Source organism: Brevibacillus brevis, from assembly GCF_022026395.1.
Lineage (GTDB): Bacteria > Bacillota > Bacilli > Brevibacillales > Brevibacillaceae > Brevibacillus.
The window spans coordinates 975,858-1,001,247 of record NZ_CP041767.1; the positions used below are offsets into that span (position 1 = coordinate 975,858).

Genomic DNA, 25,390 nt, shown 5'->3' on the forward strand with positions numbered 1-25,390 from the left:
ATGCGCTACTTCATCGTGGACGATGATCCTGGGATTCGATTCATGCTCGGTCAAATGATTGAGGATGCTGATTTGGGAGAGGTATGTGGGGAAGCTGAGGACGGCTCACAGATAGACCACGATTTTTTGAATTGGAAGCAAGTAGACATCTTGTTGATTGATCTTTTGATGCCGAATCGAGATGGCATTGAAACGGTGCGCCAACTGAGGCGTTTTACAGGCAAAATTGTCATGATCTCGCAAATCGAAACGAAGGAGATGATCGCTGAGGCGTATGCGGCAGGGGTCGAATACTACGTGACCAAACCGGTGAATCGCCTGGAGGTCATCAGTGTCCTGCAAAAGGTACGGGAACGCATATTGCTCCAACAATCCATCGAGGGTATTCAGCGGTCGCTTTCCGTTTTGTCCGGCAGTATGAATGTGACGGCAGCTCCCTCAAAAGAAGCATCGTTTCCGGAAAAAGGCATCTTGTCTTCCGCACGGTTTCTCTTGACTGAATTGGGAATGATTAGCGAAAAAGGCAGCAAAGATTTGCTCGACATGATGGAGTGGCTGTATCGCTGGGAGAAGGAAAGGGATGGAGAAGTAAATCTTCCTCCTTTACGCGATATTTTTTGGGCGATTGCTGCCCGCAAGCTGGGGAAGGGAGTGAATGTCCTGATCCAAAAGGAAACGAAGGCCGCTGAGCAGCGGGTTCGCAGAGCCATTTATCAGGCATTAACCCATCTGGCTTCCCTCGGGCTGACCGATTACAGCAATCCCAAATTTGAGAGCTACGCGACCACATTCTTTGATTTTACCGAGGTGCGAAAACGCATGCTGGAGCTGGAGAAGCAGAAGGAAATGACGATCTCTTCTACTCGTATCAATACTAAAAAGTTTATTTTCGTACTCTATATGGAGTCAAAAAGGCGAATTGGTGTATTTCAGGGCTGACTTTTGGAGTGGGCATCCAAATGTGATAAGATATTTCTATTGGTCATGAGCGAAGGCTTCGATGTAAGCTGGTAAAAGCTTCGGAATGTCTTTCGTTTACCATTTGTTTTGGGAGGGAAATAAGTGAGCGAACTACGTAATCCATGGCAGCTACTATACCGAGTCTATCGTCATGTGCAACCTGTTCTGGAGCGGGAGTTTGCGGCCTGGTACAAAAGAGCACAGGCGATTCCCAATCCCGAGCTGAGAAAACAGGCACAAGACAGCATGAACTCCAAAAAGTTTCACTGCCAAGGGGGATGTGTTTATGCAGCACAAGTCATCCCGCATGTAGAGACAATTGTTCCGCTGATTGTCGCCTATCAAACAATCAGCGACTACTTGGATAATCTGTGTGATCGCAGCACGTCACTAGACCCGCAAGACTTCCGTCAGCTTCACGTGTCGATGCAGGATGCACTGACACCAGACGCACCCTTGCGAGACTATTATTTGTACCGCGAGGATAAGGATGACGGCGGCTTTTTGGCCGGGCTGGTTCAGACCTGTCAACAGCATGTTGCACAATTGCCAGCCTATGAAAAAGTCCAGGCGAAGATACTCGAGTTTTCTTGTTTGTATAGCGATTTGCAAGTATATAAGCACATTGCTCCCCATTTGCGCGAGGATCACTTGTTGACGTGGTGGGATCAGTATAAAGAACGCTATCACGATTTGCACTGGCAAGAATTTGCGGCTGTCACAGGCTCGACCATCGGGATATTCGCTCTTTTTTGCTTGGCGACTGATCCAGATGTAGGGGAAGAGCAAATACAAACGGTAAGTGAAGCTTACTTTCCGTGGCTGTGCGGGTTACATATTTTATTGGACTATTTAATTGACCTGGAAGAAGATAAAATGGGTGGAGATTTAAACTTCGTGAGCTATTACGATTCGGAACGGATAGCGACTGAACGCTTGAAGCTTTTCATAAAACAAGCAAAGGCAAGCGTTAAACGCTTGCCAAATCCTGCATTTCACCGTATGATCGTGGACGGGCTAGTCGCGTTTTATCTCGCGGATCGCAAGGTAAATCGGAGCCAGCCACACATTTATACTATCGCTAGACAACTACTGAAGCAGGCTAAGGGCTTGCCCTCTGTCCTGTTTTATGTGAATAGTTTGCTTGTACGGCGATAACGGAGAAGAGGTTAGCGCATATGCTTGCGCTTGTACGAAAAGCCAAATCCCATCAACGAGAAGGCAACAACGATACAGCCAAGGATACCGAGGGGGCTTTTTTCCCCAATGGCAATGCCAACTCCGATGAGACAGGCGGTTACCAAAAATGCCAAAGCCAGTGTTACCAATTGATAACGATTCATCGGTCTGTAACCTCCTATCTGTCAATGTTCCCATTATACCTTATTTTCCGCGAAAAGCATCCAGGTAAAGATTTCGGAAATCCCGGTAATATATTTGTGCGAAGTGGTGGAGAACGCAGATGGAAAGCATAATACAAATTAGAAAAGGGAATCGAGTGATAGAAGGTCATGTTACCTATGAAGAAGGGGACTTGATCGAAGCCGTATTTCCCGGCCCATTGGAAGTCACAGTAGGGGATCAGATCCCTTGTCTATTGACGGCTGACTATGAAACGATCAGTACGTTTGAAGCCGTGGTCGTGGCTAAAGACAAAAATCGCTTGTTTTTGTTCCACTCTCCAACAGCTGCTGAGTTTCGGGAACAGCGCAGGCGCTATCCCCGTTTCGACATGGAGGTTAAGGGCTGGATCCAGTATCCGACGCAGGAGCCAGACTCATTTTTTTCCGTCTATAGTCAAATGGTGTACTTGGTGAATTTGAGCCTGGGAGGCTTGGCATTCCGCTCAGACAAACAGATGCCTGCGGATCAGCAAATTGTCTTTTCTTTTGAATTGTATGGTCGCAATCGCCCGGATGGGGTAGTGAAAACTGACCTGGTTATCATACATGAACGAATAGAGGGTCCGAACTATTTTTATGGCTGTACGATCAAAGGAATCAATGCACGTCATTTTCACAATTTGCGCAAGTACATTTTGCATCGACAAATCGAGGAACGAAGACGAGTGAATATTGAGTAGGTATTTTTGTGAATTGGTTCAATGGGGACCAATTTTTTTTTTTGTCTTTTTTGGCTAGTGAGATTGGAGGGGCTGGAGGGGAGGGAAGAAGCGGCTTCAGTCAACCATTTGAAAAGGCATAAAAGAGGATGAAATGGCAAAAAAACTAAATAGACTTCATGACGAATGAAGCAAAAGCTCTAAAAGCTGGACATCCGCCTCAGCTTCGGCAACTGCTGGAGGGCATCCAAACCGATTTTTTACGCAGTGAAAAAGGAGCATAAGCGTGCACTAGCGAAACTTTTTCTAGCATGCTTCCTGATTCTTATTGGACAAATCGCGCAGGGAGGAAAACGTGAGATGTGGAAAAAATGGATGGTGTGTGTGCTTACCTTGATCTTGAGTATGCCGGTTGTGGCTTGCGAAGCGAATCCTGCAACAGAATCGCAGCCAGCTCAACAGACTCTTCCCTATCGGATGGAGGTATTGGCTGATCACTTGGATGTGCCTTGGGCCATAGACATAGCCTCGGATGGTCGAATCTTTTTTACAGAGCGACCAGGAAGAGTGCGAGTAATTCAATCAGGCAAGCTACTGCCAAAGCCACTCATCTCATTCCCTGCCCCGTTCATAAGCGAGGGAGAAGGTGGGCTGTTGGGCCTTGTGCTTGATCCCGATTTTGCGAATAATCACTACTTGTACGTTTACCATACATACAGAGAGGGAGACGCCACTTTCAATCGTGTCCTGCGACTGCGGGAAGCAAACAACGCAGCACAGATTGACAAGGTGCTCCTCGACAAAATCCCGGGAAGCTCGATCCACAACGGAGGTCGGATCAAAATCGGTCCGGATCAGCGCCTCTATATCACGACAGGCGATGCGCATGAGCCGATGCTTGCGCAAGATCGGGCAAGTCTCGCCGGAAAAATTTTGCGCGTCAATCTGGATGGAACCATTCCTGCCGACAATCCTTTTTCAGGCTCACCTGTTTACAGTTATGGACATCGCAATCCGCAAGGCATCGCATGGTATCCGGATACAGCGATACTCTATAGCTCGGAACACGGCCAGACTGCACACGATGAGATCAATCGGATCGAGCCGGGCGCCAATTACGGCTGGCCGGTCATTTCAGGTGAACAGCAAAAAGAGGGGATGAAATCCCCCCTCCTGCAAAGCGGTGATGCGACATGGGCTCCTTCTGGCATGACGTTTGTATCCAAAGGGCTGTGGAAAGGACAACTGCTCGTAGCGAACCTCAGGGGTAAGCAGCTTCAGAAAATTAGCTTAGACGTTACTCAACCAGATACGGTGTTGGAGGCTGTTACTCTGTTCCAAGACGAGTTCGGGCGACTGCGCGATGTGGTCGAAGGAAAAGACGGCACACTCTACTTGTTGACCAACAACCGCGATGGTCGCGGAAATCCGAGGGAAGGGGACGATAAAATTATCCGACTCGTTCCGATCCAATCGTAGCGGTAGCAATAGCCACGTCTTTTGTTCGATTCCCCCAAATCCATCGTTGTAGGAGGACAGCGGCTCCGCCAATCAAAGCGATTAACATTCCGACCCATAGAAAAGCGGTATTTGGACCCCAAATGGTCATGATGACGCCACCGAGCAACGGAGCAATAATGAAAGTGGCGCTAGTCATTGAATCGATAATTCCCCTTACGCGGCCCAGTGCTTGCGGAGGGCTTTCTTTTTGTACCAAATAATTGGCGCCGACCGAAGTCAGACCTGTTCCGACTCCAGCCAATATAGCGGGAATCAGAAGCCAATACATGCCATCAGCCGGCTGGAAAAATCCAATCCACGAAAAGCTAATTCCGATGAGCAAAACGCCACCGCCCAGCACCCACCCGTAAGAACGAATCTCTTTTAGACGATGGAGCCAGGTGACGGTCACAAGTGCCCCTAATCCAATGACACTGACCGTAACCCCGAGCATTTCCGGATTGTCGGGCAGCTTTTCGCGGAAAATCACGGGAAGCTGTGTATCCGCCAACTGAATCGCCAACGAGGTAATGGTTGCGAAGATCGTGCTGAACAACAGGATACGGTTTTTCAAAAAGATGCGCCAGCCCTCTTGCCATGCTTGACGGTAAGGGAGAGGTTGCTCTTCTGCGGATGTACGAGACAACGTATTCTCCACTTTGCGAATCGTGAATAGAAATCCAGTAGAGAGAAGGAAGGTCGAAGCATTAATCATCAAACAAATGGCGGGGGCAAAAATCGCCGCTACCAATCCTCCGGCAAGTGGACCGATTAATTTCCCCATCTGGAATACGGCTCCATTCAAAGCAGAGGCCTGTAACAATTGATTCTCGGGTACGATTTGACGTGTCAAGGTCTGTTGCGCCGGATCATTGAAGACAGAAGCACCTGAACGCAAGGCAATGACCACCAAGAACCAAAATGGATTCGGCATGGCAAGCAGGAGCAGAGTGAGAGCAGCCTGCATGATATTCATGGTCATGATCATTCGTACCTTGTTCACGCGGTCTGCAAGTACTCCGGCAAACTGCCCGAGCAAAATGCTTGGAGCTGCATAGGCAACGGGCAGGAGGGCCATCGTCATCGGATCAACCTTCCACACAAACCCCAAGAGGATGGATACCGCAATAAAATCAAACCAATCGCCAAGCGTAGACAGTCCGTACGAGATGAACAGGGTGCGAAACGTTCTATTTTCTTTTAACAAAAAAATCCCTCCATCGATCTGTTAACTCGATGATAAAAGGGATTTGTCAGAGGAATATCAGATAGTTGATGAGATGATGGCCCGAATCTTTTTCTGCAAGTAGTCAAACCGATACTCTTCGGATAATTCCATCCAGATTTTTTGGTATTTACGCTCCCATTCTGCGTCGTAGCCGAAGTCTTTCAAGAACAACAAGATCTTTTGTGCGCCATAAATGAGATGGGGGACGAACTTGGTGCTCCGTAACACCTCCAGACCTTCATCGACCAAGCGGCGCGCCTTGGCAAGCTCCTGTCGATGGTACAGACAAAGGCCGCGCGCAATGGTAAAGCTGCCGAGTTCACGCTGCATAGGGAGTTCTTGCAAGATCTTTTCAGAACGTTGAATAACTTTCTCAGCTTCGTCAACCTCTCCCATGAGCAGATACAAGAGGGCTTCTTCCGCTTGAAAAAAGAGTTGAAAGCCAGGTGAATTGACTCGCGCAACAACCTCCCTGGCAGGAAGCAGCTGTTTTTTGGCTCGCTCCCATTCTTTGGCCTGGGCGTAGACACTGATTGCGGTGATCTGCATCTCATCCTGATAATTTTCAGGCATACTTTTCGCGTTTTTCAGAGCCCATTGTAAAATTTCTACTGTTTTTTGCGAGTCAATTTCTGTCATATGGTATAGATGGAACAAATAAAACAGCTTTTTGAAAATGGGAGTGTTATCCTCGACGAACCAGCCGAAGTCACCGGCAACAAACCGCAAATAGGTAGCATAAAAAGAGTCCATCTGGAAGCCAAGCACTTGCTGATTCGCATAGAGCGTCTGCAAAGCGGCCCCCATACCCATGCCGTGGTAGGTGGTTAGCATCTTCTGGATGTTCTCGGAGAAATCACTGTGTAATGCGGATGGACTAGGCGATTGCTGCTCTTTTAGCGTAAGCCGGTAGCCGACTCCTCGGACCGTATCAATCTTGAGCAGATGAGACCACTTTTGCAGTTTTTTTCGCAAGCGATAAATGTGATCGTCGACAGTACGGTCAGTAGGCTCTTCCAACGGCCAAACGCGATCTAGCAAAACACTTCTTGAAAAGGCCCGGTTTTTCCATGTGTACAGAAATTGAAACAAGGCGTACTCCTTCGGCAAAAGGACAATCGTTTCCCCAGCATAATGGATTTGATACGTATGATCTGACCATGTTATCAATCCCATTTGAAAGACTCCTCGTTAATATTGAACTTCTTCATTTTATTGTAAAGGGTGCCACGAGATACGCCGAGCAGCTCAGCTGCTGCTTTTTTGTTCCCGTACGTACGCTCCAACGCTGCCAGAATGCGCTCTTTCTCGTTCGCAGGTGGAGGAGGGTTTGATGGAATTGATGAACGTATGATTGACGTCGGGGTCGGGGTCGGCTGTGTATACGTTCCCCCCATCGGAGTCAGCATAGAGACGTGTGCGGGTTCTGCGTGACTGCGAATGACAGACGGCAGATGCTCGGGCAAGATAACACCGTTTTCTTGCAGGATCGACAGACGTTCAATGACGTTGCGAAGCTGTCGGATGTTTCCCGGCCAACTGTACTCGAACAACGCCTGCATGACTTCGGGGGAGATGCGTGGTACAGAGTGGTCATGGGCCACCGAATACTCATGAATGAAAATTTGTACGAGCTCTGGCAAATCCTCACGTCGTTCGCGCAGTGGAGGGATCTCCAGAGAAAAGACGTTCAGCCGATAATACAAGTCCTCACGAAAACGACCGTCTGCAACCATTTGCTCCAGCTGTCTGTTTGTCGCCGCTACGATCCGTGTATTGACGGTGATCGGCTCTGTTCCGCCTACACGGTAAAACTGGCGTTCCTGTAAGGCACGTAGCAGCTTGACCTGCAATTCTAGCGGCAGTTCTCCTATTTCATCGAGGAAAAGCGTACCGCCATGCGCCAGCTCCAGCTTGCCAGGCTTGCCCTTTTTCTCGGCTCCGGTAAAAGCACCACCCTGATAACCAAACAGCTCACTTTCGAACAGAGCAGCAGGAATGGCACCGCAGTTGATCGCAATAAAGGGCTTGTCATGTCGGCGACTTGCCTGATGAATCGCTTTGGCAAACAGCTCTTTTCCGACGCCGCTTTCTCCATAAATCAGCACAGTGGCATCTGTCTGCGCCACTTTTTTTGCGGAACCAATAGCGGATTGGATCGAGGCCGAATGCCCCTTGATCGCGTAAAAAGGATCGTCTGCTGCCTGAAACCGACTCATCTCTTGCTGCAAATTGTGGAGATGGGCCGTCGTATGCGCTAATTCTTCATTGAGACGAACCAGCTCGGTAATATCCTGTTCGATGGAAATCGCGCCGATAATCTCACCCTCACGGCGAATCGGTGCCGCATTAATGAGTACATGACTGTCTGGACGAGGAATGTGATAGACACGTTGAACAGATGTCCCTTGACGCAGTGCATCGAGCAGGCGGATCGATTCACTGGCGAAGTGCTCATCGAGCGAAGTTCCGACGACTTGTTCGCGATCGATTTCATAAATCGTTTCTGCTGCCCGATTCCAGTGTTGGACGACATTGCGGGAGTCCACGATGGTGACAGCCTCACTCATCGTATCCATCAAGGTACTGAGCAGGGCAGACTGGTTTTGGGTCAACACGACAAAGGCAGTCATGAGCTGGTATGGCTCGACCATTCCCGTCGGAGTCCCTTGTTCATCCACGATGACGAGTGTCGGCAGATCGGAAACGCCTGGGCCAACGAGAATGTAGCTGATGGATTGTTCGAGCGTGGTTGTAGGAGAGACGATAACGACTTTGCCTCTTCGTTCTTTATCTACCCATTCACCTACAGTTTCACCTGTGCGTATTTTGACAATATCAGGTGGAATCGGAATCGCAAACGAAGAGAGCGTACTGTCCAGCGAAAATAACGGTTTCAAATCGTCACCTCTTATCCAAACTAACAGGAAAAGGGATCGTCCCTGTTGTACATCTAATCAAAAGTGTACAAGAATAAACACGTAATGTACATATGTGTTGAATATGTCGGATAGACATCACGATAGCGCTTACGAGAATAAGTTGGCACGATTCATGCTAATAGAAGTGGACAGAGTACGTTGAGGAGGAGACAGTCAACGATGGAACAAGCTATGAAGGATTTCTTTCTATTTTTATCCAAAAACAAAACCTTAAACTCTGCCGCGAAAAAGTGGGGTCTGCGCTTTGGAGCGAGCCGCTTTGTATCTGGTCAAACCATTGCGGAGGCAATCAATGCTGTACGCAAGCTGAACCAGCAAGGTCTCGTGTGCACACTGGATCATCTGGGCGAATTCGTGTTTAGCGTGGAGGAAGCAAACGAGTCTGCTGACTATTGCATCAAAACGCTGGAAGCGATCCACCAATCCGGTGTCGATTGCAATCTTTCGTTGAAAATGACTTCTCTCGGTCTGGATATTAGCCGCGAGCTTTGCATGGACAACATGAGACGCATTTTGGATTCGGCCAAGAAAAACGGAAACATTTTCGTTCGTATCGACATGGAGGACTACGCACACAATCATGTGACCATGGAGATTCTGAATGAATTGCTGCAAGAGTACAACAACGTAGGAACCGTTATTCAGGCGTATCTCTACAAAGCATCGGATGATATCGATAGCCTGAAGGACAAAAAAGTGAATTTCCGCCTCGTAAAAGGAGCTTACAAGGAGTCTCCTGAAGTCGCTTACCCAAACAAGCCAGATGTAGATGAGAACTACAAAAAAATCATCAAGCAGCATCTGTTGAACGGCGGGTACGCTGCTGTGGCAACTCATGATGACAACATTATTGATTTTGTGAAAAAGCTGGAAAAGGAACACAATATCCCGCGTACACAGTTTGAATTCCAAATGTTGTATGGTATTCGCACGCAGTCCCAAATTGATTTGGCTCGTGAAGGCTATAAAATGCGTGTTTATGTACCTTATGGAAACGACTGGTACGGTTATTTCATGCGCCGTTTGGCAGAAAGTCCGGCAAACGTAAAATTTGTTCTCAAAGGGATGTTTACGAAATAAGTTTTGCGAAGTATACTTGACACCTTCGGAGATTCTCCGGAGGTTTTTATTTTATCTGGAAAGGTGAGAGTCTTGTGAATTGTTCGATTATTTCGCTTACTCCTCCATATTCTTTTGACCGGCTGCTTCGGCGTCTTGAGACACATCCAGATACGCAGTTACGTGTGAATAAAGAAAAAAATAGCCTACAGCGCGTCTATCGTATCGGCTTACGGCCTGTGCTAGTCAGTATGCAATTTATAGGCAGCTTGGAAGAGCCTGCACTACGCTACGAGACACAGGTGATTTTGCCCAAAACAGACCAGCAGCTGCTAGAAAAAATGATCCGCCGTACTTTTAGTGCCGATTTGGATCTATCTGTTATTTACGAGCAGATGAGGGAAGAAAAGGAGCTCGCCATCTTGACTGAACGGTTTCGCGGTCTTCGTCTTATGCTGGATGCCGATTTGTTTCAATGTATGGTCAAGACGATCATCGGGCAGCAGATCAATCTGATCTTTGCAGCCAATTTGAGCGAGAGGCTTGTTACACGAGCAGGCGACCCAGTAGAAAACTCAAACGGCGAAGGCATCATCGCTTTTCCGACGCCTGACGCGGTAGCGAGATTGACTGTGGAGGATTTGCGTTCTCTGCAATTTAGTCAGCGAAAAGCAGAGTATATCATCGATTTCGCCCGCGCCATTGTGAATGAAACGGTAGATTTGGAAAGACTATGGACAATGGAGGATGAGGAAATCATTACTTATCTCACTTCGCTGCGAGGAATTGGACGATGGACAGTAGAGTGTCTACTCATGTTTGGGATGGGGCGTCCAGACTTGTTGCCTGCTGCTGACATCGGTTTGCGAAATGGAATTGTTCACCTTTATGGGATGAAAACGAAGCCAAATGAAAACGACATTCGCAAGCTGGGGGAAAAGTGGGCTCCATGGCGCAGTATCTATTGTCTGTACGTATGGGAAGCAGTGGGGGCGATCAAGAGAAAAGAGGTATTTGACCTGTAAAAACTTTCATTTTTAACAAAAGTTCAATAATTTTAAAAAATTAAAGGTTGAATAGTAAGTTAATTTTAAGTTATACTGATGAAAATTTTATTTTATTAAATAATATTGAGAGGATTCATATGAAAGAACTTTCCACGAAAGAAACAATTACAATTGGTTTGATGCTGTTTGCCCTATTCTTTGGAGCAGGGAACATGATTTTTCCGCCAGCTCTAGGACAAGCTGCAGGAGATAATGTTTGGATCGCGATGGCCGGCTTTTTGATTACTGGTGTAGGTCTGCCTTTACTTGGAATCATTGCAGTAGGATTGGCTGGCGGTAACTTGCAAACGATGGCGTCAAGAGTCCATCCGATGTTTGCAGTCGTGTTCACGTTTATTGTTTATCTGTCGATTGGTCCATTCATGGCCATTCCGCGGACAGGTACAGTAACCTTTGAAATGGGCGTATTGCCGTTTTTGCCTGAATCTATGAAAGACAGTTGGGTACCGCTTTTTGTGACCACAATCGTCTATTTTGCCATCACCTTCTGGTTGAGTCTGAACCCGAGCAAGCTTGTGGATCGAATCGGTAAAATCTTGACACCTGCACTTTTGATCATCATTGGCCTGATGTATGTCAAATCACTCATTTCTCCAATGGGTGAGGTGGCACAACCAATAGGAGCCTATCAGGATACAGCATTCTTCAAAGGCTTTATCGAGGGCTATCTGACGCTGGATGCATTAGCTGCAATGGTATTTGGTCTGGTAGTAACAACGGCTGTTCAGGAAAGAGGAATCATCGATCGCAAAAAAGTGATGTGGTCTACGATTAAAGCAGGAATTCTCGCAGCTACCGGACTTGGACTTGTCTATCTTGCTCTCAGCTATTTGGGAGCGACGAGTGTATCGTTTGCGAAATCGGAAAATGGTGGACAAATTTTGACAGGGGTCGTGCATCAATTGTTCGGTCCGTTAGGCTCGCTTTTGTTGGGAGCAGCTGTTACGCTTGCTTGCCTCACCACTTCTGTCGGGCTCGTCACAGCGTGCAGTCAATTTTTCTCGAGTCGTATTCCTGGCATCTCCTACAAGAAAATGGCTGTGATCCTGAGTGTGTTCAGCGCTGCGGTAGCAAACGTAGGTTTGACACAGCTGATTACCTTCTCTGTGCCTGTCTTGATGGCGATTTATCCGCTGGCGATCGTGCTGATGCTGCTGACGTTTTGTGATCGGATGTTCAAAGGACATCGTGCCGTTTACGTCGGCGCGATCACGGCAACGGCTGTCATCAGTTTGCTGGATGGAGCTTCCCAGCTTGGATTGTCTATCGATTCGCTGACACCATTCTTGGAACAATTGCCTCTGTACAAAGTAGGAATTGGTTGGCTGGTGCCAGCCTTTGCGGGCGCACTGTTCGGGTTGTTGTGGGCTAGCCTCACACGCAGTGTTCCGGTTATAAGAGAAACGAAGTAATGAATGAAGAGCGGGTGGGCTTTAGGTCCACTCGCTTTTTTATTGTTGCAAACCATTTTGTCCTGCTTTTACCAGCTGGATAGGACTTCTATCCGTCCACAACACGGGTGATCTATGTTACCATGGAAAAACGTAAATTGTCTGAACGGCATGTTTCATTATATGTCGTTTTGAAAGAAGGGAGGTTATTGGCTATGTCCACGATGAAAGTCTTGGTTGCCGATGACGATCCAAACGTACGCGAAATTATTCGCCTTTATTTTGAAAAACAACAAATCGAGCTCATCGCAGCAACAGATGGACGAGAAGCTCTTGAGATGATGGAAAAGGAACAGCCGGATGTGGTCATTCTCGATGTCATGATGCCGCAGTTGGATGGCTTTGAAGCATGCAGGGAAATCCGCAAGAAGTGGGATACGCCGATTATTATGCTGACGGCAAAGGATGAGGAGTTTGACCGTGTTCTCGGCTTGGAGCTCGGAGCGGATGATTACGTGACGAAGCCGTTTAGTCCACGTGAAATCGTCGCACGTATCCGCGCGATCATGCGCAGATTGCAGCCAAAGCCAAAAGTAGAAGATGAGGCAGTGGCTCGGACCTTTGTTTTTGAGCAATTGACGATTGATCTGGATAAACGGGAAGTGATCGTTGCCGGGGAAAAAGTGAGCTTTCGCCCGAAGGAGTTTGATTTGCTTGTTCAACTCGTCAAGTCGCCGGGAAGTGTATGGTCGCGGGAGCAATTGCTGGAACAAGTGTGGGGCTTTGATTATTTTGGTGATGTTCGAACGATCGATGTTCATATTAAAAAGATCAGACAGCGTTTAGATAAGCTCCCGTACGAATGTATTCAAACGGTTTGGGGGATCGGCTACAAGTTTGGGGTGGATAACTGATGCTAGGCATGTCGAAAAGTATCTACCGCAGACTGCTGGTCAGCTTTTTGGCGACCGTTTTGGTAGGGTTGGGGATTACAGGGATCGTTCTCTCCTTTTTTACGAAAGAGTATATTTACAACGCTAAAGAAGAAGAGCTTTTGCGAATGGCGAAAAAAGTGAATGCCGCTATCCATAACAGCAATGAAGTCAACAAACGGCTCTTGGACAAGCTGGCAATGCTGGACGAGTCATTTGATACCCGCATCTGGTTATTTGATACAGAAGGAAAAATTGTCGCCACTTCGATGAAGGATGAGATGCTTACGGGCAAGTCCGTGGCAGTTTCTATCGCGGATAACGTGCTGAAGGGAAAAAGCGCGGTAACCGAACTACAAATCGAAGGTCTGGATGACCCGATGTTGTCGGTCTCTGTCCCGTGGGGCGAGGGCGAAAACGTCTATGGCGGAATTATTTTGCACGCGCCGATTGAAGGAATTGAGAAAACCTTTGGGCAAATGCGCGAGTCGATTCTGTGGGCGACCTTGTTTGGGGTGCTTCTATCTACGATCATGGTCTCGTATTTGTCATGGTCAATCTCCCGGCCATTGCGAACCATTGAGAGAACAGCGGCAGAAATTGGTCGTGGGAATTATGCAGAGCGCGTTCAGGTCGATACGTCCGACGAGATCAGCGATTTGGCGCAAACGATCAATACGATGGCACAAAAGCTGGAGAAGGTAGAGCAGGAGCGTCATCATCTGGAGCAAGTGCGCAATGATTTTTTGGCGAATGTCTCCCATGAATTGCGTACGCCTCTCACGGCGATCCAAGGTTTTCTCGAGGCGTTGCAGGATGGCTTGGTAGAAGAAGAAGAGGCCCGACAGAAGTATTACGCTGTGATGTACACCGAAACGATGCAAGTGAATCGCTTGGTGGATGACCTGATGGACTTGATGAAGCTGGAGAACAATGAAGTAAATCTGGTCAAGTTCCCTGTCGATGTGGCAGATGTCATGAATCGGGTTGCTTTTTCCTTCCATCAAGAAGCAGAGGAAAAAGGGCTTCGTTTGGGAGTAGAGGTAGAGGACGAGCTTCCGCGAATTTATGCCGATAAAGACAGGATTGCGCAAATTCTGAAAAATCTGGTGAAGAATGCACTCAAGTTTACGGCTACAGGTGAAATTTGCATGCGTGCTTCGTTGGAAGGAGAATACGTACAGATTCAAGTGATTGATACAGGGATGGGAATTGCAGCAGATGACCTGGACCGCATCTGGGAACGCTTTTTCAAAGTGGATCGGGGACGTTCCAAGAACAATAAGGGAACAGGACTTGGACTCGCGATTGTAAAAGAGCTGGTAGAGCTGCATGATGGCAAATGCAGAGTGGATAGTACGCCTGGTAAGGGCAGTACTTTTACGATATGGCTTCCAAGGATTAAGCCGGAGAACTAAAGTATGATCCGATCAAAATGAATCCGATCAAAATGATCATGGTCATACTTTTTTCATATTTTGATCATCGTTTTTTCCTACTTTCCTTATAGAATGGTTATCTTTACCCGTTACGATATAGGTGTGACAGCGAGAAGGTCACGAAGCCAAGGAATGAAAGGGGAATGAACATGAACAAAAAGTGGTTCTCCATTGCCACTGTCGCATTACTCCTGTCTGGCAGCTTGGTTGCCTGCTCTAACACAACAGGAACACCTGAACCTGCGACACAACCAGAGGGCACGACAAGCGAAACCGCTCCGGGCTCCTCCACTTCTGATAGCGGACAATCGACCGATAGCTCGGTTTCGCAAGATCAGTCCACTCCGGATGCTTCAGCGAACAGCTCTGATGCATCGACGGACACAGGTTCGTCTACGGAAGCGCCTGCGACAGATGCCAAATCTGATGCAAGTACCAGCACTGGATCGCCTAGTGCTGCGGGAACCGAAAGCAGCGGTTCCACTGGTCAGTCTACAACGACTGACGCCAGCAAGAAGTAATCATTCACGAACAGGAAACACGTTCGTTTGAACTCCTCTACTTCCCTCCCGTTTTATATACCTTGATGACGGCTATAGGCCGTCTTTTTTTTGTCCAAAAAACCAGAGGCGCTAGACTGGAAATGCACTTCTCCCTTCGCAGCTTTTAAAAACCAGGGTATGTGGTATGATTATCCAAAATCATACATAGCGAGCGGGAGGGAGAAGCATGATCACGTATCCATCGTTGAAAAAGGGCGCTACGATAGGGGTAACTGCACCATCATCAGGTGTACCAGAGTATTTGCATGAATTAATCAGGCTGGCATGCAGTCGTATGGAGAGCAGGGGGTATTCCATCGTTTGCAAAGATACAGTCTGGACACAGGAAAAAGCCAAGTCAGCACCTGCCATAAACCGCGCAGCCGAATTCAATTCCCTGATGAAAGATGAAGACGTCGATATCATCATCCCTCCCTGGGGTGGCGAGTTGCTGATTGAGATTTTAGACAAGCTTGATTTTGATGCCATGCAACCCAAATGGGTGTTAGGCTATTCGGATGTGAGTGTGCTGTTGCTTGCGATTACATTAAAAACGGGGATGGCTACGGCCCATGGGACGAATCTGGTAGATTTGCGCGGAGCAGCTATGGATGAGACGACGGCTATGTGGGAAACAGTTCTGTCAACGCAAAAGGGCGAGTCGGTCTTGCAGTATTCTTCTCCGAGGTATCAAAAGGAATGGCAGCATACGAATCCTTCGCCGCATATCTTTCACCTGACGGAACCGACTGTATGGAAAACTACAAAGACTACTCCCCACGTAAATATGCAGGGACGGTTACTTGGCGGCTGTATCGATATCATTCGTCATGTGATCGGAACACCATATGGGGACGTGCAAAGGTTTCAAAAAGAACTGATCGGGAACGAAGCAATCATCTGGTATTTGGAAAACTGTGAGCTTTCTACAACTGATCTGCGCAGATCATTGGTACAAATGAAGCTGGCTGGATGGTTCGATCATTGTGCGGGGATCTTGTTTGGGCGCAGTCCAGCGAATCAGGCGGTCGACGGCTATACCGTGGAAGATGTCTATCAGGATCTGGCTGCTGAGCTCCAAGTTCCTGTCCTCTACGATGTGGATTGTGGACATATGCCGCCGCAAATCACGTTTATTAATGGCGCATTTGCTGAAGTGGAGCTGTCTTTCGAGAAAGGAAGCGTCCGGCAATATTTTCGTCCATAAGCAAAAAAAACGAGGGCTTCCCAACGAATGGGAAGTCCTCGTAGCATATAAGCATTTAGCCTTGCTTCTCGTTGTGATGGGAGAGAGGATACGCCTCCATCGATTCACGTTTGTTTTTGGCCGATTCACGTGTACGCAGAGTGGACAAGGCGACACCGAGGAAAATAAATGCGCCACCGGCGAAAAAGCCGACACCCAAATGTTCATGTAGCAACAGCCAGCCTAAAAATGCACCGACAATGGGCTGAACAAAAAAGAACCCGGCCCCACTTCCTGCGGGCATCAGCTCAAAGCCTTTGTTCCACAAATAAAAAGCACCTGCGGTAGAAATCATCCCGATATAGAGGACGCCTGCCCAGATGTCCCAGCCAAATTGCCAGGAGACAGGCGTGACAGACAGCTCCCAAAGCATGAGCGGACTCGTAAAGATGATGCCAAACAATGCAACGTAGGTAGTGACGAGCAGGGAAGAATAGCGCTGCGTTGCCTTTTTGCTGAGAACGGTATACAATCCCCAGCTAATTGCTGCTATGAGCAAAATCAGGTTGCCTGCCAGGGAAGACTGGGCGTCAGCTTGATCTGGAACACCGATGACGATGATGACACCAATCGTCGCTAACAATATACCTATTGCCTGCTTCAGATGGATGCGCTCCTTTAATAGCCAAACCGCAAAAATGGCAATAAAGGCAGGCGATGCAGAGGTTATCAATGCACCCATGTGGGCAGTAGACAGCTTGGTACCGAGAAATTGCGCGGCGATTGAGATCGTGACCCCGATGAAGGCGATGGCCATCAGCAGAGGGTAATCTTTTTTTGTGACACTCTTCTTGCGGGCAATGGTAAATGCCCCCAGTACGACGAAAGCAATGCAAAAACGCAAAATCAATAACGTGAACGGTGGAATCACTTCCAACACGACCTTGCTGACGACATAAACACCGCCCCAGATCGCTGCGGCAAGAGATAGGCAAACAGCCCCTAAAAACATTTGCTTCCATTGTGATTGTGACATAACAAGTCCCTCCCGGAATAATGAATGAATCATTTGAGCGTTATTCCGTAGCCGGGAGGCAGTAAGAGAACCGCATCCTCACCGACTAGGAGAGGAGAGCGGGCACATCATTTTCAAAAAGGCGACGGTTCATGTATTTCACCTCCTTTACTTTGTAGGGGTTAGCCACTTGGCTACCAGGAGCACCGGTTGTGTCAGACGACCGACTGGTGCCTCCACCTGACGATACTGCTCATAGCCAAGCCGCCCCCAGAAAAGAAGGGCGGGTTCATTATACGCGATGACACCGTGATGAACATGCTGACTGCCATGTTGGATACAGAAAGCTTCTATGAGCGTCACTGCTTCCTTTCCGAAGCCCTGCTGCTGATAATTGGCATGCAGAAGCAAGAGACTAATCCAGCTTTTTGGATCGGTTTCACTGGAGAGGACGATATGAATGACTCCAATGATCGTACCTTCACGAGTAATGGCGAGCCAATGCCCGGAAGGTATGCTTATGGTGGCGTCATATTCGGCTTCCAGTTCGGCAAGACTTACTGTGCTGGTGCCGTTTCGAAGCTGATTGTACTTTGGATTACTGTTGTAGGCGGCGAGTAAGTCGGTCAAGTCCTCGCGCAGCAATTCGCGAATGATGAGTCGCTCACCTGTCAGAATGAGACTCATTGAGGTCCTCCGTACTTTCGGATAAGTCCAATCTGCCCGCCGTGGTAGCCCATATGATAGATCAGTCGACCAAGTGCCTGACGGGGAGTCAGTGTGGCGATTGGTGCTTTACAGGGGATGTCCCACGCGTCTTTTGGCAGAGCAGCGAGAGAATCCACCAAGTGGTGATAGGCAGCATCTTTGAAAGCAAGCAAGGCAGACAAGTCGGTAAAGTTTCCTTCATCCTTTACAGGTCCAATTGTAGTGAGGGTGATTTCGGGCGGGATTGTTTTTCCGAAAAACATCATACAGAATCGATATTCGACTTCCGCGATATGATGAATCAAAAATCCGATGGAATTGGAGCCCGGAGCCAGCTTCCAGCCTAGCTCGGCTTCATCCAAATGGACGAGTGCATCCTGATACCGGGATCGAGCTGTTTGTAAGGTCGGCAATAGTTCTTGTTCGAACATCCAATCTTCCTTTCTGGTGTTTATTTTTATTATAGGAAAAAGATCAGGAAAGAACAGCATGATCATTCGGAATATTTTGAATGAGTGTTCACTCAGCGACTTGAATTCGTTATACTGAAGAAAAACAAGGAGTGAGAACGATGGCTCATCGCTATCATCTAACGGTTCGTTCTACTGACATTGATGTAATCGGACATGTGAACAATGCCAAGTATTTAGAGTACATGGAGTGGGCGCGTTTTGAGTGGATATGGGAACAAGGATTTACGCTGGATGAATTGAGGCGACGGGCCATCATGCCGGTAGTGGTCAATATCAACATTAACTACCGCAAAGAGTTGAAGATGCGTGAAGAGGTAACGGCGATTACTACAGTGGTCAAGGTGGGTGAAAAAAGCTTCGTCATCCGCCAGGAGCTGTACAATGCTGCAGATGTATTAGTGGCGGACGCCGATGTGACAATGGTCATGATCGATGCGAACACACGCCAATCTATTTCTTTGCCAGTTGAGTTGAAAGAGGCACTACTTGTGGAATTGCCTAAAAGCTAAAGGCATTAGGATGATTTGCGAATGAAGTCGAGGCGGAAATTATTCCATTCGAGAGCACGCAGCGCCAATGTCTCCAAGATACGCTCATGGCGATCTTGACCTTCCTTTAACTCAGCAACATCCTGCTTCAGTTCGGCAACATCTGCTTTTAACTGGTGAACGTGCATAGTCAAAGCTTCCATCTTGGCATCGAATTCGTCTTGCCGATCCATTAGAGCATGAGCAACCAAACGCAACTCATTCATACCCTCTATCAAAATATCGAGTCTTTCGTTAGACATGTTTCCACCTCCTTTTTCCGTTACAATGATCATAACAAAAGACAGAGTCATATGCACAATGAAAACAGCAAGAAAAAAGGAAGGGGAGGCAACTCAGCCATGTCCAAATTTACAACAATCCTATTTGATCTCGACGACACTCTCTTCGATTTTTCAGCTTGCTGGGAGAAAGGGATGCAGCAGACGATTGCGACCCATGCACTTACAGCAGAACTGGACCAAGCGAAATTCCTTGAGGCTCTGCGGCGCCACGGAGATGATTTGTGGGTCGATGTTATTGCCAAGCGCTACGATTTTACACAATACAGAAGGTTGCGTTTTCAGCGAGCCATGGCTGATTGTGACCGACAGATTGAAGTGGAGCAAGTCGACGATTTTCAACGCTCCTATCAAGCGGCATGTTTGGATGCAATCCAGCCAGATGGCACTGTTCAGTCTACGATCGCGAGGTTGGCAGAAGAGCATACACTGGGGATTGTCACCAATGGTCCTGTCGATATGGCATTTACCAAGCTGGAGCGGCTGGAATTGTCTGCGTATTTTCCGCGGGAGCGTGTGTTTCTCTCCGAAATTATCGGACATCATAAGCCTGATCCACGAATATATGAACATGTTCGCGAAAAGCTCGGAGTCGAGAGCAAGCAGGTGTTATTTGTCGGAGATACGTGGGAGGCAGATGTAGCAGGCGCGATGGACGCAGGCTTCTCAGCTGTCTGGATCAATCCACGAGGGAAAAAGCCTACTTCCGAGCATCAGCCACTCGCTGTCATTGAACGACTCGATCAGCTTCTCGAAATCTTGTAGAAAAAAGCAGCCAATTGCCCCATAGCCGCATATTTGCAGGCTGTTTTCGGTGGCAATCAAGCTGCTTCTTTTGTTCCTAGCGTTTTGCGTACTGCTTTCTCATAAAGAGGATGAGAGAAACGAAAATCATCCCAATTAAAATCCCGATAACTCCTGGTGTAAGACTATCTCCCCAAAAGATTCTATACAGCAAAACCCCTGTCAGGATAATGGCAAACTCCAGATACCTACTGGCCATGCGAATCTTCCCCCATTTATATGAGCCTGATTATCGCTCGTATCTACTAACCTGATCTTTCATTTTTTCATGCTGACTCTTCCTGTACTTTGTGATGAAAAAGATGAGATTGAGGACGATCAGGCCAATTGTGATTGACATACTTCCGATGGTCATGCTTTTTCCTATCGAGATGTTAAAAAGCAGCATCCCGGATAGGAGCAGGACAAAAACGAGATTAAGCATCATGAGACTCTTCCCCCATAAAAATTCGTTCGAGCGAAGGGACTTCAACGTTCACGCCATAAATATCTACGCGTGCCTGAACAAGAGCACGAACGAGGGTTGCCACTTTTTGATCGTCATCGACCTGGATCAAGAGACGACCGTCTTCCCAAATCGTATTGCGCCCGAGGGACTCGATAAAGTTGCGCAGGTTTCCAGAATCGTCCGTAGCAAAAGCCGAGTGACGTACGTTCACAGATCGCCATGCCTGATGGGCAGCTTGCAACTCATCGAGAGTACCGAGTGAACTGATTTTTCCGCTTTTCATGATGGCGATCCGGGTACAGATTTTCTCGACTTCATTCAAATTGTGCGAGGTCATGAAGATCGTTTTTCCTTGTTGATGGAGCTTGCGCAGCAAACTTTGAATATGCAGGGCTGATTCGACGTCTACGCCAGAAGTAGGTTCATCAAGGAAGATGAGCTCCGGATCTCCGACTAAGGCTTGGGCAATGCCCAGCTTCTTTTTCATCCCGAAGGAAAACGTTTTGGCTTTGCGGGATGCATGCTCCTCAAGCTCAACGGCTGTCAGGATGCGCCTACAGTCTTCCTTTGTGAGTGTGACGCCTTTTACCCGAGCGAAATAATGCAGGTGCTCCGCAGGAGATAAATGGTCGTAGAAGGTGGAGTAATCTGGCAGTACACCAATTCGTTTTTTCCACCCTTCTGTATGGGCATCCTCTCCAAACATGCGAATGGTGCCCGCTGTCGGAATCAGAATGCCTGTCAGCATATTGATAAAGGTCGATTTTCCAGCGCCATTTCGACCGAGGAATCCGAAAATCTCCCCGCTGTGCACAGTAAGACTGACGTCATTCACGACCGTGCGATTGCCAAAGCGCTTGTTCAACTGTATGGTCTCGATCATTGCCATTAACAATCCCTCCGTCGGAATAAGTACATAGAAGCGATCAGGAATGCTGCCGCATAGAGCCAAATGAAGCCGGTCCAAGCGCCGCCTTTTTCCATAAATGAAAAGGGTGTCAAATATTTAATCCATGGTGCTGCCGAGTGACTGGAGAAGGTGCTCCACAGCCCGAGACCTGGCAAGATCAGTGCGATCACAATTCCCAAAAACATCGAGTAGCTGGGGCGAGGTATCACGAGCGAGAGCAGCAGTGCCAGCGAGATGCAATAGATAAGCAGGGATATGCAGAGGTAAAAGGTCTTCGCGTCAAACGTTTGCACAGTGGCGAAAACTACACCAAACGTAATAATCATGCAGGTTAGCCAGAAGAACGCGACTCCGAGAAATTTCCCCAAAATAATCTGATTGCGTGAAGTCCGGGTGACGAGAAAGCGAATCGTCCTGCCCGCTAGCTCACGATTTATGACATCATGAGACAGGCTGAATACAAATAAGGGCCCGAACAGCATGATGAGTACAAAGATACCAAGCGCATGTCCCTGCGCCAGCTCATTTTGTGGGAAAAAGCTTGCTGCCTGATTGACGAGGTCAGAAACCAAGTACGAGATGCCTACGATAAAGGCAACGGTAATTAACGATTTAATGCTTTTAAACAACCGAAAAAATTCGTGCTGGCAAATAGCCCACATAGGTGAATCCGCTCCTTTCTCCTTCATCATAATAGCCAGACCTTTCCCCTACTAAAACGCTACCTTACCATTTCCTTATCTTTTTTTGTTGGCGTCATTTCTCATGGTAGAATGAATGACAGCAAGGGAGGGAACGGCCATGGAGAAAGAAGCAAGAATCTTGCTGGTAGATGATGAAGAAGCAATTTTGCAGATGCTCCAAACAGTGCTGAAAAAGGAAGGCTTTGTCCAGATCGATACATGTACGACAGCAAGAGAGGCGATTCGTCTCGTGGAGGAGAAGACATACGACTTGTTGATACTGGATGTCATGCTGCCTGATAAAAATGGATTTGAGCTGTGCGGAGCAGTGCGCCAGCGAACGAAGGCACCGATCTTTTTTCTTACAGCAAAGGGCACAGATTTTGATAAATTAAGCGGATTTGCTTATGGAGCGGATGATTACATAACGAAGCCATTTCATCCACTAGAGGTCGTTGCCCGGATGAAGGCTCATCTGCGCAGAACCTTGGGGGGATCTGCTCCATCGCAGGAAGAAAAGCGCTTTGATTTTGGACGTTTTCAAGTAAATGTGGAGGCAGCCGAGTTGTTCGTGAACGGAGAGCGAGTGGACTGCCCGGCGCAAGTATTTTCATTGCTCGTCTTTTTCTGCCAGAATCCGAACCGGGTATTTACGAAAGAACAAATTTACGATCATGTATGGAAAGACGAGTACGGGATGTTTGATGAAAATACGGTCATGGTGCACATTCACAAGCTGCGTCAGCGCATAGAAGAAAATCCGGGACAGCCAACGCTTCTGCTCACAGTAAGAGGGCTGGGTTACAAGCTGGTTAGTCCGGCAAGACAGTCATGAATTTGCGGAACAAGCTGATTTTTCAATATGTCCGACAACTGTTTGGGTTTCTCCTCGTCTTGCTGCTATTTCTGATTATCGCGATGCTGGGGTTAGGCTGGCGCATTATGAACGAGCAGTTGTCCACCGATTTGTCCAGACTGAATGCATCTGATTTGACGTTGAAGATTGATTATGAGGCGGAGCGTGTTCACGTCAATCCGGAAATCGAGAAAAGTGTGGCGAGACATCAAGGCTGGTTGCAGATCATCGACAAGCACGGCAAAATTCTGTACAACTATCGGACACCTGCTGACGTTCCCAGTCAATTTGGGCCAGGAGAGTGGATTAGTTATGTTGAAGACCGTGATGCTTCACGCTATCACGTAACGCACTGGGTTATAAACCAAGCTGACGAAAATATAATCATCCTCTATGGAACACCCGCTCCAGAAAAAGAAATGATGCAGCGCCTGATCGCAGCAAAAACAGGAACAAGCAAGGAGACATGGGACGAGTTGAACAAAAGCTTTTCCCAAGAAAAGGCATGGTACTTGGTGTACGATCGTAAGGGGAAACTCATCCATCAATGGAATCATCCGAACGCTTCTGCCCAGTTAGACATGACGGAAGCTCTTCAGAACGGCGAGACAGCAAATAATGTTCCTGTCCGTATCACGAGTCGATATGACACAAAGAGCGAATTGACGTACATAGTGGGCACTCCGAATCCAACCTATCAGTCTGGTGTCCAAGAAACATCTGAGGATGCCATGGTCAAGGAAACGTTCCTTCAGATCGGTATTCTTTTGATCCTGGTCGTTCTATTCGCAGGCAGCTGGTATGCGTGGCGGGTAGGCAAGCCGCTCTTGCACATGGTGAATTGGCTGGAAAGACTGGCACAGGGCCGCTATGAGGAGCCCATCGGAAAAAAGGGGAAACCAATCGGAAGGAATTGGCGAGGGAAGGAAAAGAAGTCATTTCGTGTTTTCAAGGATGTGTTTGACGCTCTCCGGCATCTGAGTGAAACCTTGCGCTCCAACGAAAAGCTTCAGCGAGAGATCGAGCAGACGCGAGAGGAATGGATTACCGGGCTCTCCCATGATCTCAAGACACCGCTGAGCTCGATTTACGGTTATGCTACCTTTTTGGAGTCGGAACAATATGAGTGGGATAGAAAGGAAGTCAGTGAATTTGGGAAAACGATTCGGGAAAAGTCTGACTACATGAACGGGCTGATTGAGGATTTGAATTTGACCTATCGACTCAAGAACCAAGCTTTGCCGATGGTCAAACAACCTGTCCCGATCGTGGAAACCATTCGCAGAATTGTGGTGGATATGGTGAACGATCCGAGCTCGTCTTTGCATGACATCGAATTTTCGACGAATGTCCAATCGATAACGGCCGAGGTCGATCCAATCTGGTTTCGCCGCATCATCGTCAACATTTTGACAAACGCGATCAAGTATACGCCAGCAGGTACACACGTGCTCGTAGAGGTCCAGTCGATTGCAGCCGATCAGTTTGTGGTCAAAATTGCGGACAATGGTCCAGGCATGGATGAGACTACACTGGCCAATCTGTTCGAAAGATACTACCGAGGCGGGCATACAGGGGAGGATACCAGTGGAACGGGGCTGGGTATGGCGATAGCCAAGCAGCTCATTTTGGCTCACGGGGGAGAGATTACCGTGGACAGCAAGCTAGGTGGCGGAACGGTTGTCGTGATGACCTTTCCTGCGGTTATCAGCTAGTTGTTTTTTAAATAAAAGCCAAGGGATTTGCGCTGTCCCTTGGCTTTTTTCTGCTATGGTTTCGAAAGGAACGTTTGTATGACTTTGCCATCCACTTGACGCTCTTGATAGTGATTGGCTGTGTAATCGCGGATGCTGGCACGCCAAAAGCCGATGGCAGGCACGTTGTTTTCCAATTGAAAGACTTCCCAGGCACCCGGGAACAATTTGAAGATTTGATGAGAGGCCGCTTTTCCGATCCCTTGCCGACGGTAGCGTTTCATGATGAAAAATTCGGCAATGGAGTGGATGGATGGCAAATCCGGATCAGAGCTTGTGAGCATGCGGACGAGGACAAACCCGGCCAGCTTTCCATTAACCTTGATAAAAAAGGGATGGCGTTCTGGTTCGACCCAATACTTCTCAAAGTAGTCATAGCCAAACAAGCCGTCGTCATCTACTTCGAAAGGCTCAAACTCAGTGAAGTCGTACGTATACAGCTCCAACAGTTGCTTGAGAGCGTGCTTCTGTTCAAAAGGGACGCGCTCTATCGAGAATGCTTGATTCACTGAGAAAACCTCCTTTTTCCATGAGATATAGGAGTATCGTACTCTATTTTTTACGTTGTGGAAACATATGGTAGACACTTCTTTACAGAAGCT

Annotated in this window: 28 protein-coding genes; 15 read left to right on the forward strand and 13 right to left on the reverse strand. The window is 47.8% G+C overall.

What is annotated here, in order from left to right:
- Positions 1–939, forward strand: a complete 939-nt coding sequence (locus FO446_RS04955) for a response regulator (protein WP_173611296.1) — start codon at positions 1–3, stop codon at positions 937–939.
- Between the two features lie 123 nt (positions 940–1,062).
- On the forward strand, positions 1,063–2,118 hold the full coding sequence (locus FO446_RS04960; RefSeq protein ID WP_221868787.1) for a tetraprenyl-beta-curcumene synthase family protein: 1,056 nt from the start codon (positions 1,063–1,065) through the stop codon (positions 2,116–2,118).
- Positions 2,119–2,129: 11 nt separating this feature from the next.
- On the opposite strand, the gene FO446_RS04965 is transcribed toward FO446_RS04960, so the two are convergent.
- Entirely contained in the window at positions 2,130–2,303 is a 174-nt protein-coding gene (locus tag FO446_RS04965; RefSeq protein WP_007722723.1) for a YlaF family protein, read from the reverse strand.
- A gap of 119 nt (positions 2,304–2,422) precedes the next feature.
- Here FO446_RS04965 and FO446_RS04970 point away from each other — a divergent pair, with 119 nt between their 5' ends.
- A complete protein-coding gene (locus tag FO446_RS04970) occupies positions 2,423–3,043 on the forward strand; it encodes a PilZ domain-containing protein (RefSeq protein WP_173611298.1) in 621 nt (206 codons plus the stop codon).
- A gap of 339 nt (positions 3,044–3,382) precedes the next feature.
- Positions 3,383–4,501: a PQQ-dependent sugar dehydrogenase gene (locus FO446_RS04975; protein WP_232774408.1), complete on the forward strand. Its 1,119-nt coding sequence runs from the start codon at positions 3,383–3,385 to the stop codon at positions 4,499–4,501.
- Here FO446_RS04975 and FO446_RS04980 read toward each other — a convergent pair.
- From FO446_RS04980 to FO446_RS04990, 3 genes are read right to left on the reverse strand one after another with little or no spacing between them, the layout of a single operon-like run.
- Complete coding sequence (locus FO446_RS04980; RefSeq protein WP_232774407.1) at positions 4,473–5,729, reverse strand: MFS transporter; 1,257 nt, start codon at positions 5,727–5,729, stop codon at positions 4,473–4,475. The genes FO446_RS04975 and FO446_RS04980 overlap by 29 nt on opposite strands.
- A gap of 57 nt (positions 5,730–5,786) precedes the next feature.
- A complete protein-coding gene (locus FO446_RS04985) occupies positions 5,787–6,926 on the reverse strand; it encodes a winged helix-turn-helix domain-containing protein (protein WP_237900030.1) in 1,140 nt (379 codons plus the stop codon).
- Positions 6,917–8,650, reverse strand: coding sequence for a sigma-54 interaction domain-containing protein (locus tag FO446_RS04990; RefSeq protein ID WP_237900031.1), 1,734 nt, complete (start codon positions 8,648–8,650; stop codon positions 6,917–6,919). The genes FO446_RS04985 and FO446_RS04990 overlap by 10 nt, the downstream gene beginning before the upstream one ends.
- 201 nt (positions 8,651–8,851) lie before the next feature.
- Between FO446_RS04990 and FO446_RS04995 the strand changes: the two genes are divergently transcribed.
- The 7 genes from FO446_RS04995 (at position 8,852) to FO446_RS05025 (ending at position 16,329) form a co-directional block, all read left to right on the forward strand.
- The gene (locus tag FO446_RS04995; RefSeq protein ID WP_173611303.1) at positions 8,852–9,772 is read left to right on the forward strand and encodes a proline dehydrogenase family protein; all 921 of its coding nucleotides are present in this window, start codon (positions 8,852–8,854) and stop codon (positions 9,770–9,772) included.
- Between the two features lie 74 nt (positions 9,773–9,846).
- Positions 9,847–10,776, forward strand: a complete 930-nt coding sequence (locus tag FO446_RS05000; RefSeq protein ID WP_237900032.1) for a DNA-3-methyladenine glycosylase family protein — start codon at positions 9,847–9,849, stop codon at positions 10,774–10,776.
- Between the two features lie 119 nt (positions 10,777–10,895).
- Positions 10,896–12,230 (forward strand): branched-chain amino acid transport system II carrier protein, encoded by a 1,335-nt coding sequence (gene brnQ, locus FO446_RS05005; protein WP_237900033.1) that lies wholly within the window; start codon positions 10,896–10,898, stop codon positions 12,228–12,230.
- A gap of 194 nt (positions 12,231–12,424) precedes the next feature.
- Positions 12,425–13,123, forward strand: coding sequence for a response regulator transcription factor (locus FO446_RS05010; protein ID WP_304502556.1), 699 nt, complete (start codon positions 12,425–12,427; stop codon positions 13,121–13,123).
- Positions 13,123–14,559 (forward strand): sensor histidine kinase, encoded by a 1,437-nt coding sequence (locus tag FO446_RS05015; protein ID WP_237900034.1) that lies wholly within the window; start codon positions 13,123–13,125, stop codon positions 14,557–14,559. Before FO446_RS05010 ends, FO446_RS05015 begins: the two co-directional genes overlap by 1 nt.
- 170 nt (positions 14,560–14,729) lie before the next feature.
- Positions 14,730–15,101 carry a hypothetical protein gene (locus tag FO446_RS05020; RefSeq protein ID WP_173611307.1) on the forward strand — a complete coding sequence of 124 codons (372 nt, stop codon included), beginning with the start codon at positions 14,730–14,732 and terminating at the stop codon, positions 15,099–15,101.
- 208 nt (positions 15,102–15,309) lie between these two features.
- On the forward strand, positions 15,310–16,329 hold the full coding sequence (locus FO446_RS05025; RefSeq protein ID WP_237900036.1) for a S66 family peptidase: 1,020 nt from the start codon (positions 15,310–15,312) through the stop codon (positions 16,327–16,329).
- 55 nt (positions 16,330–16,384) lie between these two features.
- On the opposite strand, the gene FO446_RS05030 is transcribed toward FO446_RS05025, so the two are convergent.
- The 3 genes from FO446_RS05030 to FO446_RS05040 form a co-directional block, all read right to left on the reverse strand.
- Positions 16,385–17,344: a DMT family transporter gene (locus FO446_RS05030; RefSeq protein ID WP_237900037.1), complete on the reverse strand. Its 960-nt coding sequence runs from the start codon at positions 17,342–17,344 to the stop codon at positions 16,385–16,387.
- Positions 17,345–17,491: 147 nt separating this feature from the next.
- Entirely contained in the window at positions 17,492–18,010 is a 519-nt protein-coding gene (locus tag FO446_RS05035) for a GNAT family N-acetyltransferase (RefSeq protein ID WP_237900038.1), read from the reverse strand.
- On the reverse strand, positions 18,007–18,462 hold the full coding sequence (locus FO446_RS05040) for a DinB family protein (protein ID WP_237900039.1): 456 nt from the start codon (positions 18,460–18,462) through the stop codon (positions 18,007–18,009). Before FO446_RS05040 ends, FO446_RS05035 begins: the two co-directional genes overlap by 4 nt.
- Before the next feature lie 140 nt (positions 18,463–18,602).
- On the opposite strand from FO446_RS05040, the gene FO446_RS05045 reads away from it, so the two are divergent.
- Positions 18,603–19,013 carry an acyl-CoA thioesterase gene (locus FO446_RS05045; protein WP_173611312.1) on the forward strand — a complete coding sequence of 137 codons (411 nt, stop codon included), beginning with the start codon at positions 18,603–18,605 and terminating at the stop codon, positions 19,011–19,013.
- 5 nt (positions 19,014–19,018) lie between these two features.
- Here FO446_RS05045 and FO446_RS05050 read toward each other — a convergent pair whose 3' ends face one another.
- On the reverse strand, positions 19,019–19,294 hold the full coding sequence (locus FO446_RS05050) for a hypothetical protein (protein WP_237900040.1): 276 nt from the start codon (positions 19,292–19,294) through the stop codon (positions 19,019–19,021).
- 99 nt (positions 19,295–19,393) lie between these two features.
- Between FO446_RS05050 and FO446_RS05055 the strand changes: the two genes are divergently transcribed.
- On the forward strand, positions 19,394–20,098 hold the full coding sequence (locus FO446_RS05055) for an HAD family hydrolase (RefSeq protein WP_173611314.1): 705 nt from the start codon (positions 19,394–19,396) through the stop codon (positions 20,096–20,098).
- 76 nt (positions 20,099–20,174) lie between these two features.
- On the opposite strand, the gene FO446_RS05060 is transcribed toward FO446_RS05055, so the two are convergent.
- From FO446_RS05060 to FO446_RS05075, 4 genes are read right to left on the reverse strand one after another with little or no spacing between them, the layout of a single operon-like run.
- Complete coding sequence (locus tag FO446_RS05060; protein ID WP_173611315.1) at positions 20,175–20,336, reverse strand: hypothetical protein; 162 nt, start codon at positions 20,334–20,336, stop codon at positions 20,175–20,177.
- Between the two features lie 30 nt (positions 20,337–20,366).
- Complete coding sequence (locus tag FO446_RS05065) at positions 20,367–20,564, reverse strand: hypothetical protein (RefSeq protein WP_232774401.1); 198 nt, start codon at positions 20,562–20,564, stop codon at positions 20,367–20,369.
- Positions 20,554–21,474, reverse strand: a complete 921-nt coding sequence (locus FO446_RS05070; protein ID WP_232774400.1) for an ABC transporter ATP-binding protein — start codon at positions 21,472–21,474, stop codon at positions 20,554–20,556. The genes FO446_RS05065 and FO446_RS05070 overlap by 11 nt, the downstream gene beginning before the upstream one ends.
- The gene (locus FO446_RS05075) at positions 21,474–22,187 is read right to left on the reverse strand and encodes an ABC transporter permease (protein ID WP_173611317.1); all 714 of its coding nucleotides are present in this window, start codon (positions 22,185–22,187) and stop codon (positions 21,474–21,476) included. The genes FO446_RS05070 and FO446_RS05075 overlap by 1 nt, the downstream gene beginning before the upstream one ends.
- A gap of 109 nt (positions 22,188–22,296) precedes the next feature.
- On the opposite strand from FO446_RS05075, the gene FO446_RS05080 reads away from it, so the two are divergent.
- Together FO446_RS05080 and FO446_RS05085 are read left to right on the forward strand one after the other, a co-directional pair.
- Complete coding sequence (locus tag FO446_RS05080; protein ID WP_173611318.1) at positions 22,297–23,013, forward strand: response regulator transcription factor; 717 nt, start codon at positions 22,297–22,299, stop codon at positions 23,011–23,013.
- Positions 23,010–24,749 carry a sensor histidine kinase gene (locus FO446_RS05085; RefSeq protein ID WP_237900041.1) on the forward strand — a complete coding sequence of 580 codons (1,740 nt, stop codon included), beginning with the start codon at positions 23,010–23,012 and terminating at the stop codon, positions 24,747–24,749. Before FO446_RS05080 ends, FO446_RS05085 begins: the two co-directional genes overlap by 4 nt.
- Before the next feature lie 53 nt (positions 24,750–24,802).
- On the opposite strand, the gene FO446_RS05090 is transcribed toward FO446_RS05085, so the two are convergent.
- Positions 24,803–25,297, reverse strand: a complete 495-nt coding sequence (locus tag FO446_RS05090) for a GNAT family N-acetyltransferase (protein WP_173611320.1) — start codon at positions 25,295–25,297, stop codon at positions 24,803–24,805.
- Positions 25,298–25,390 lie beyond the last annotated feature (93 nt).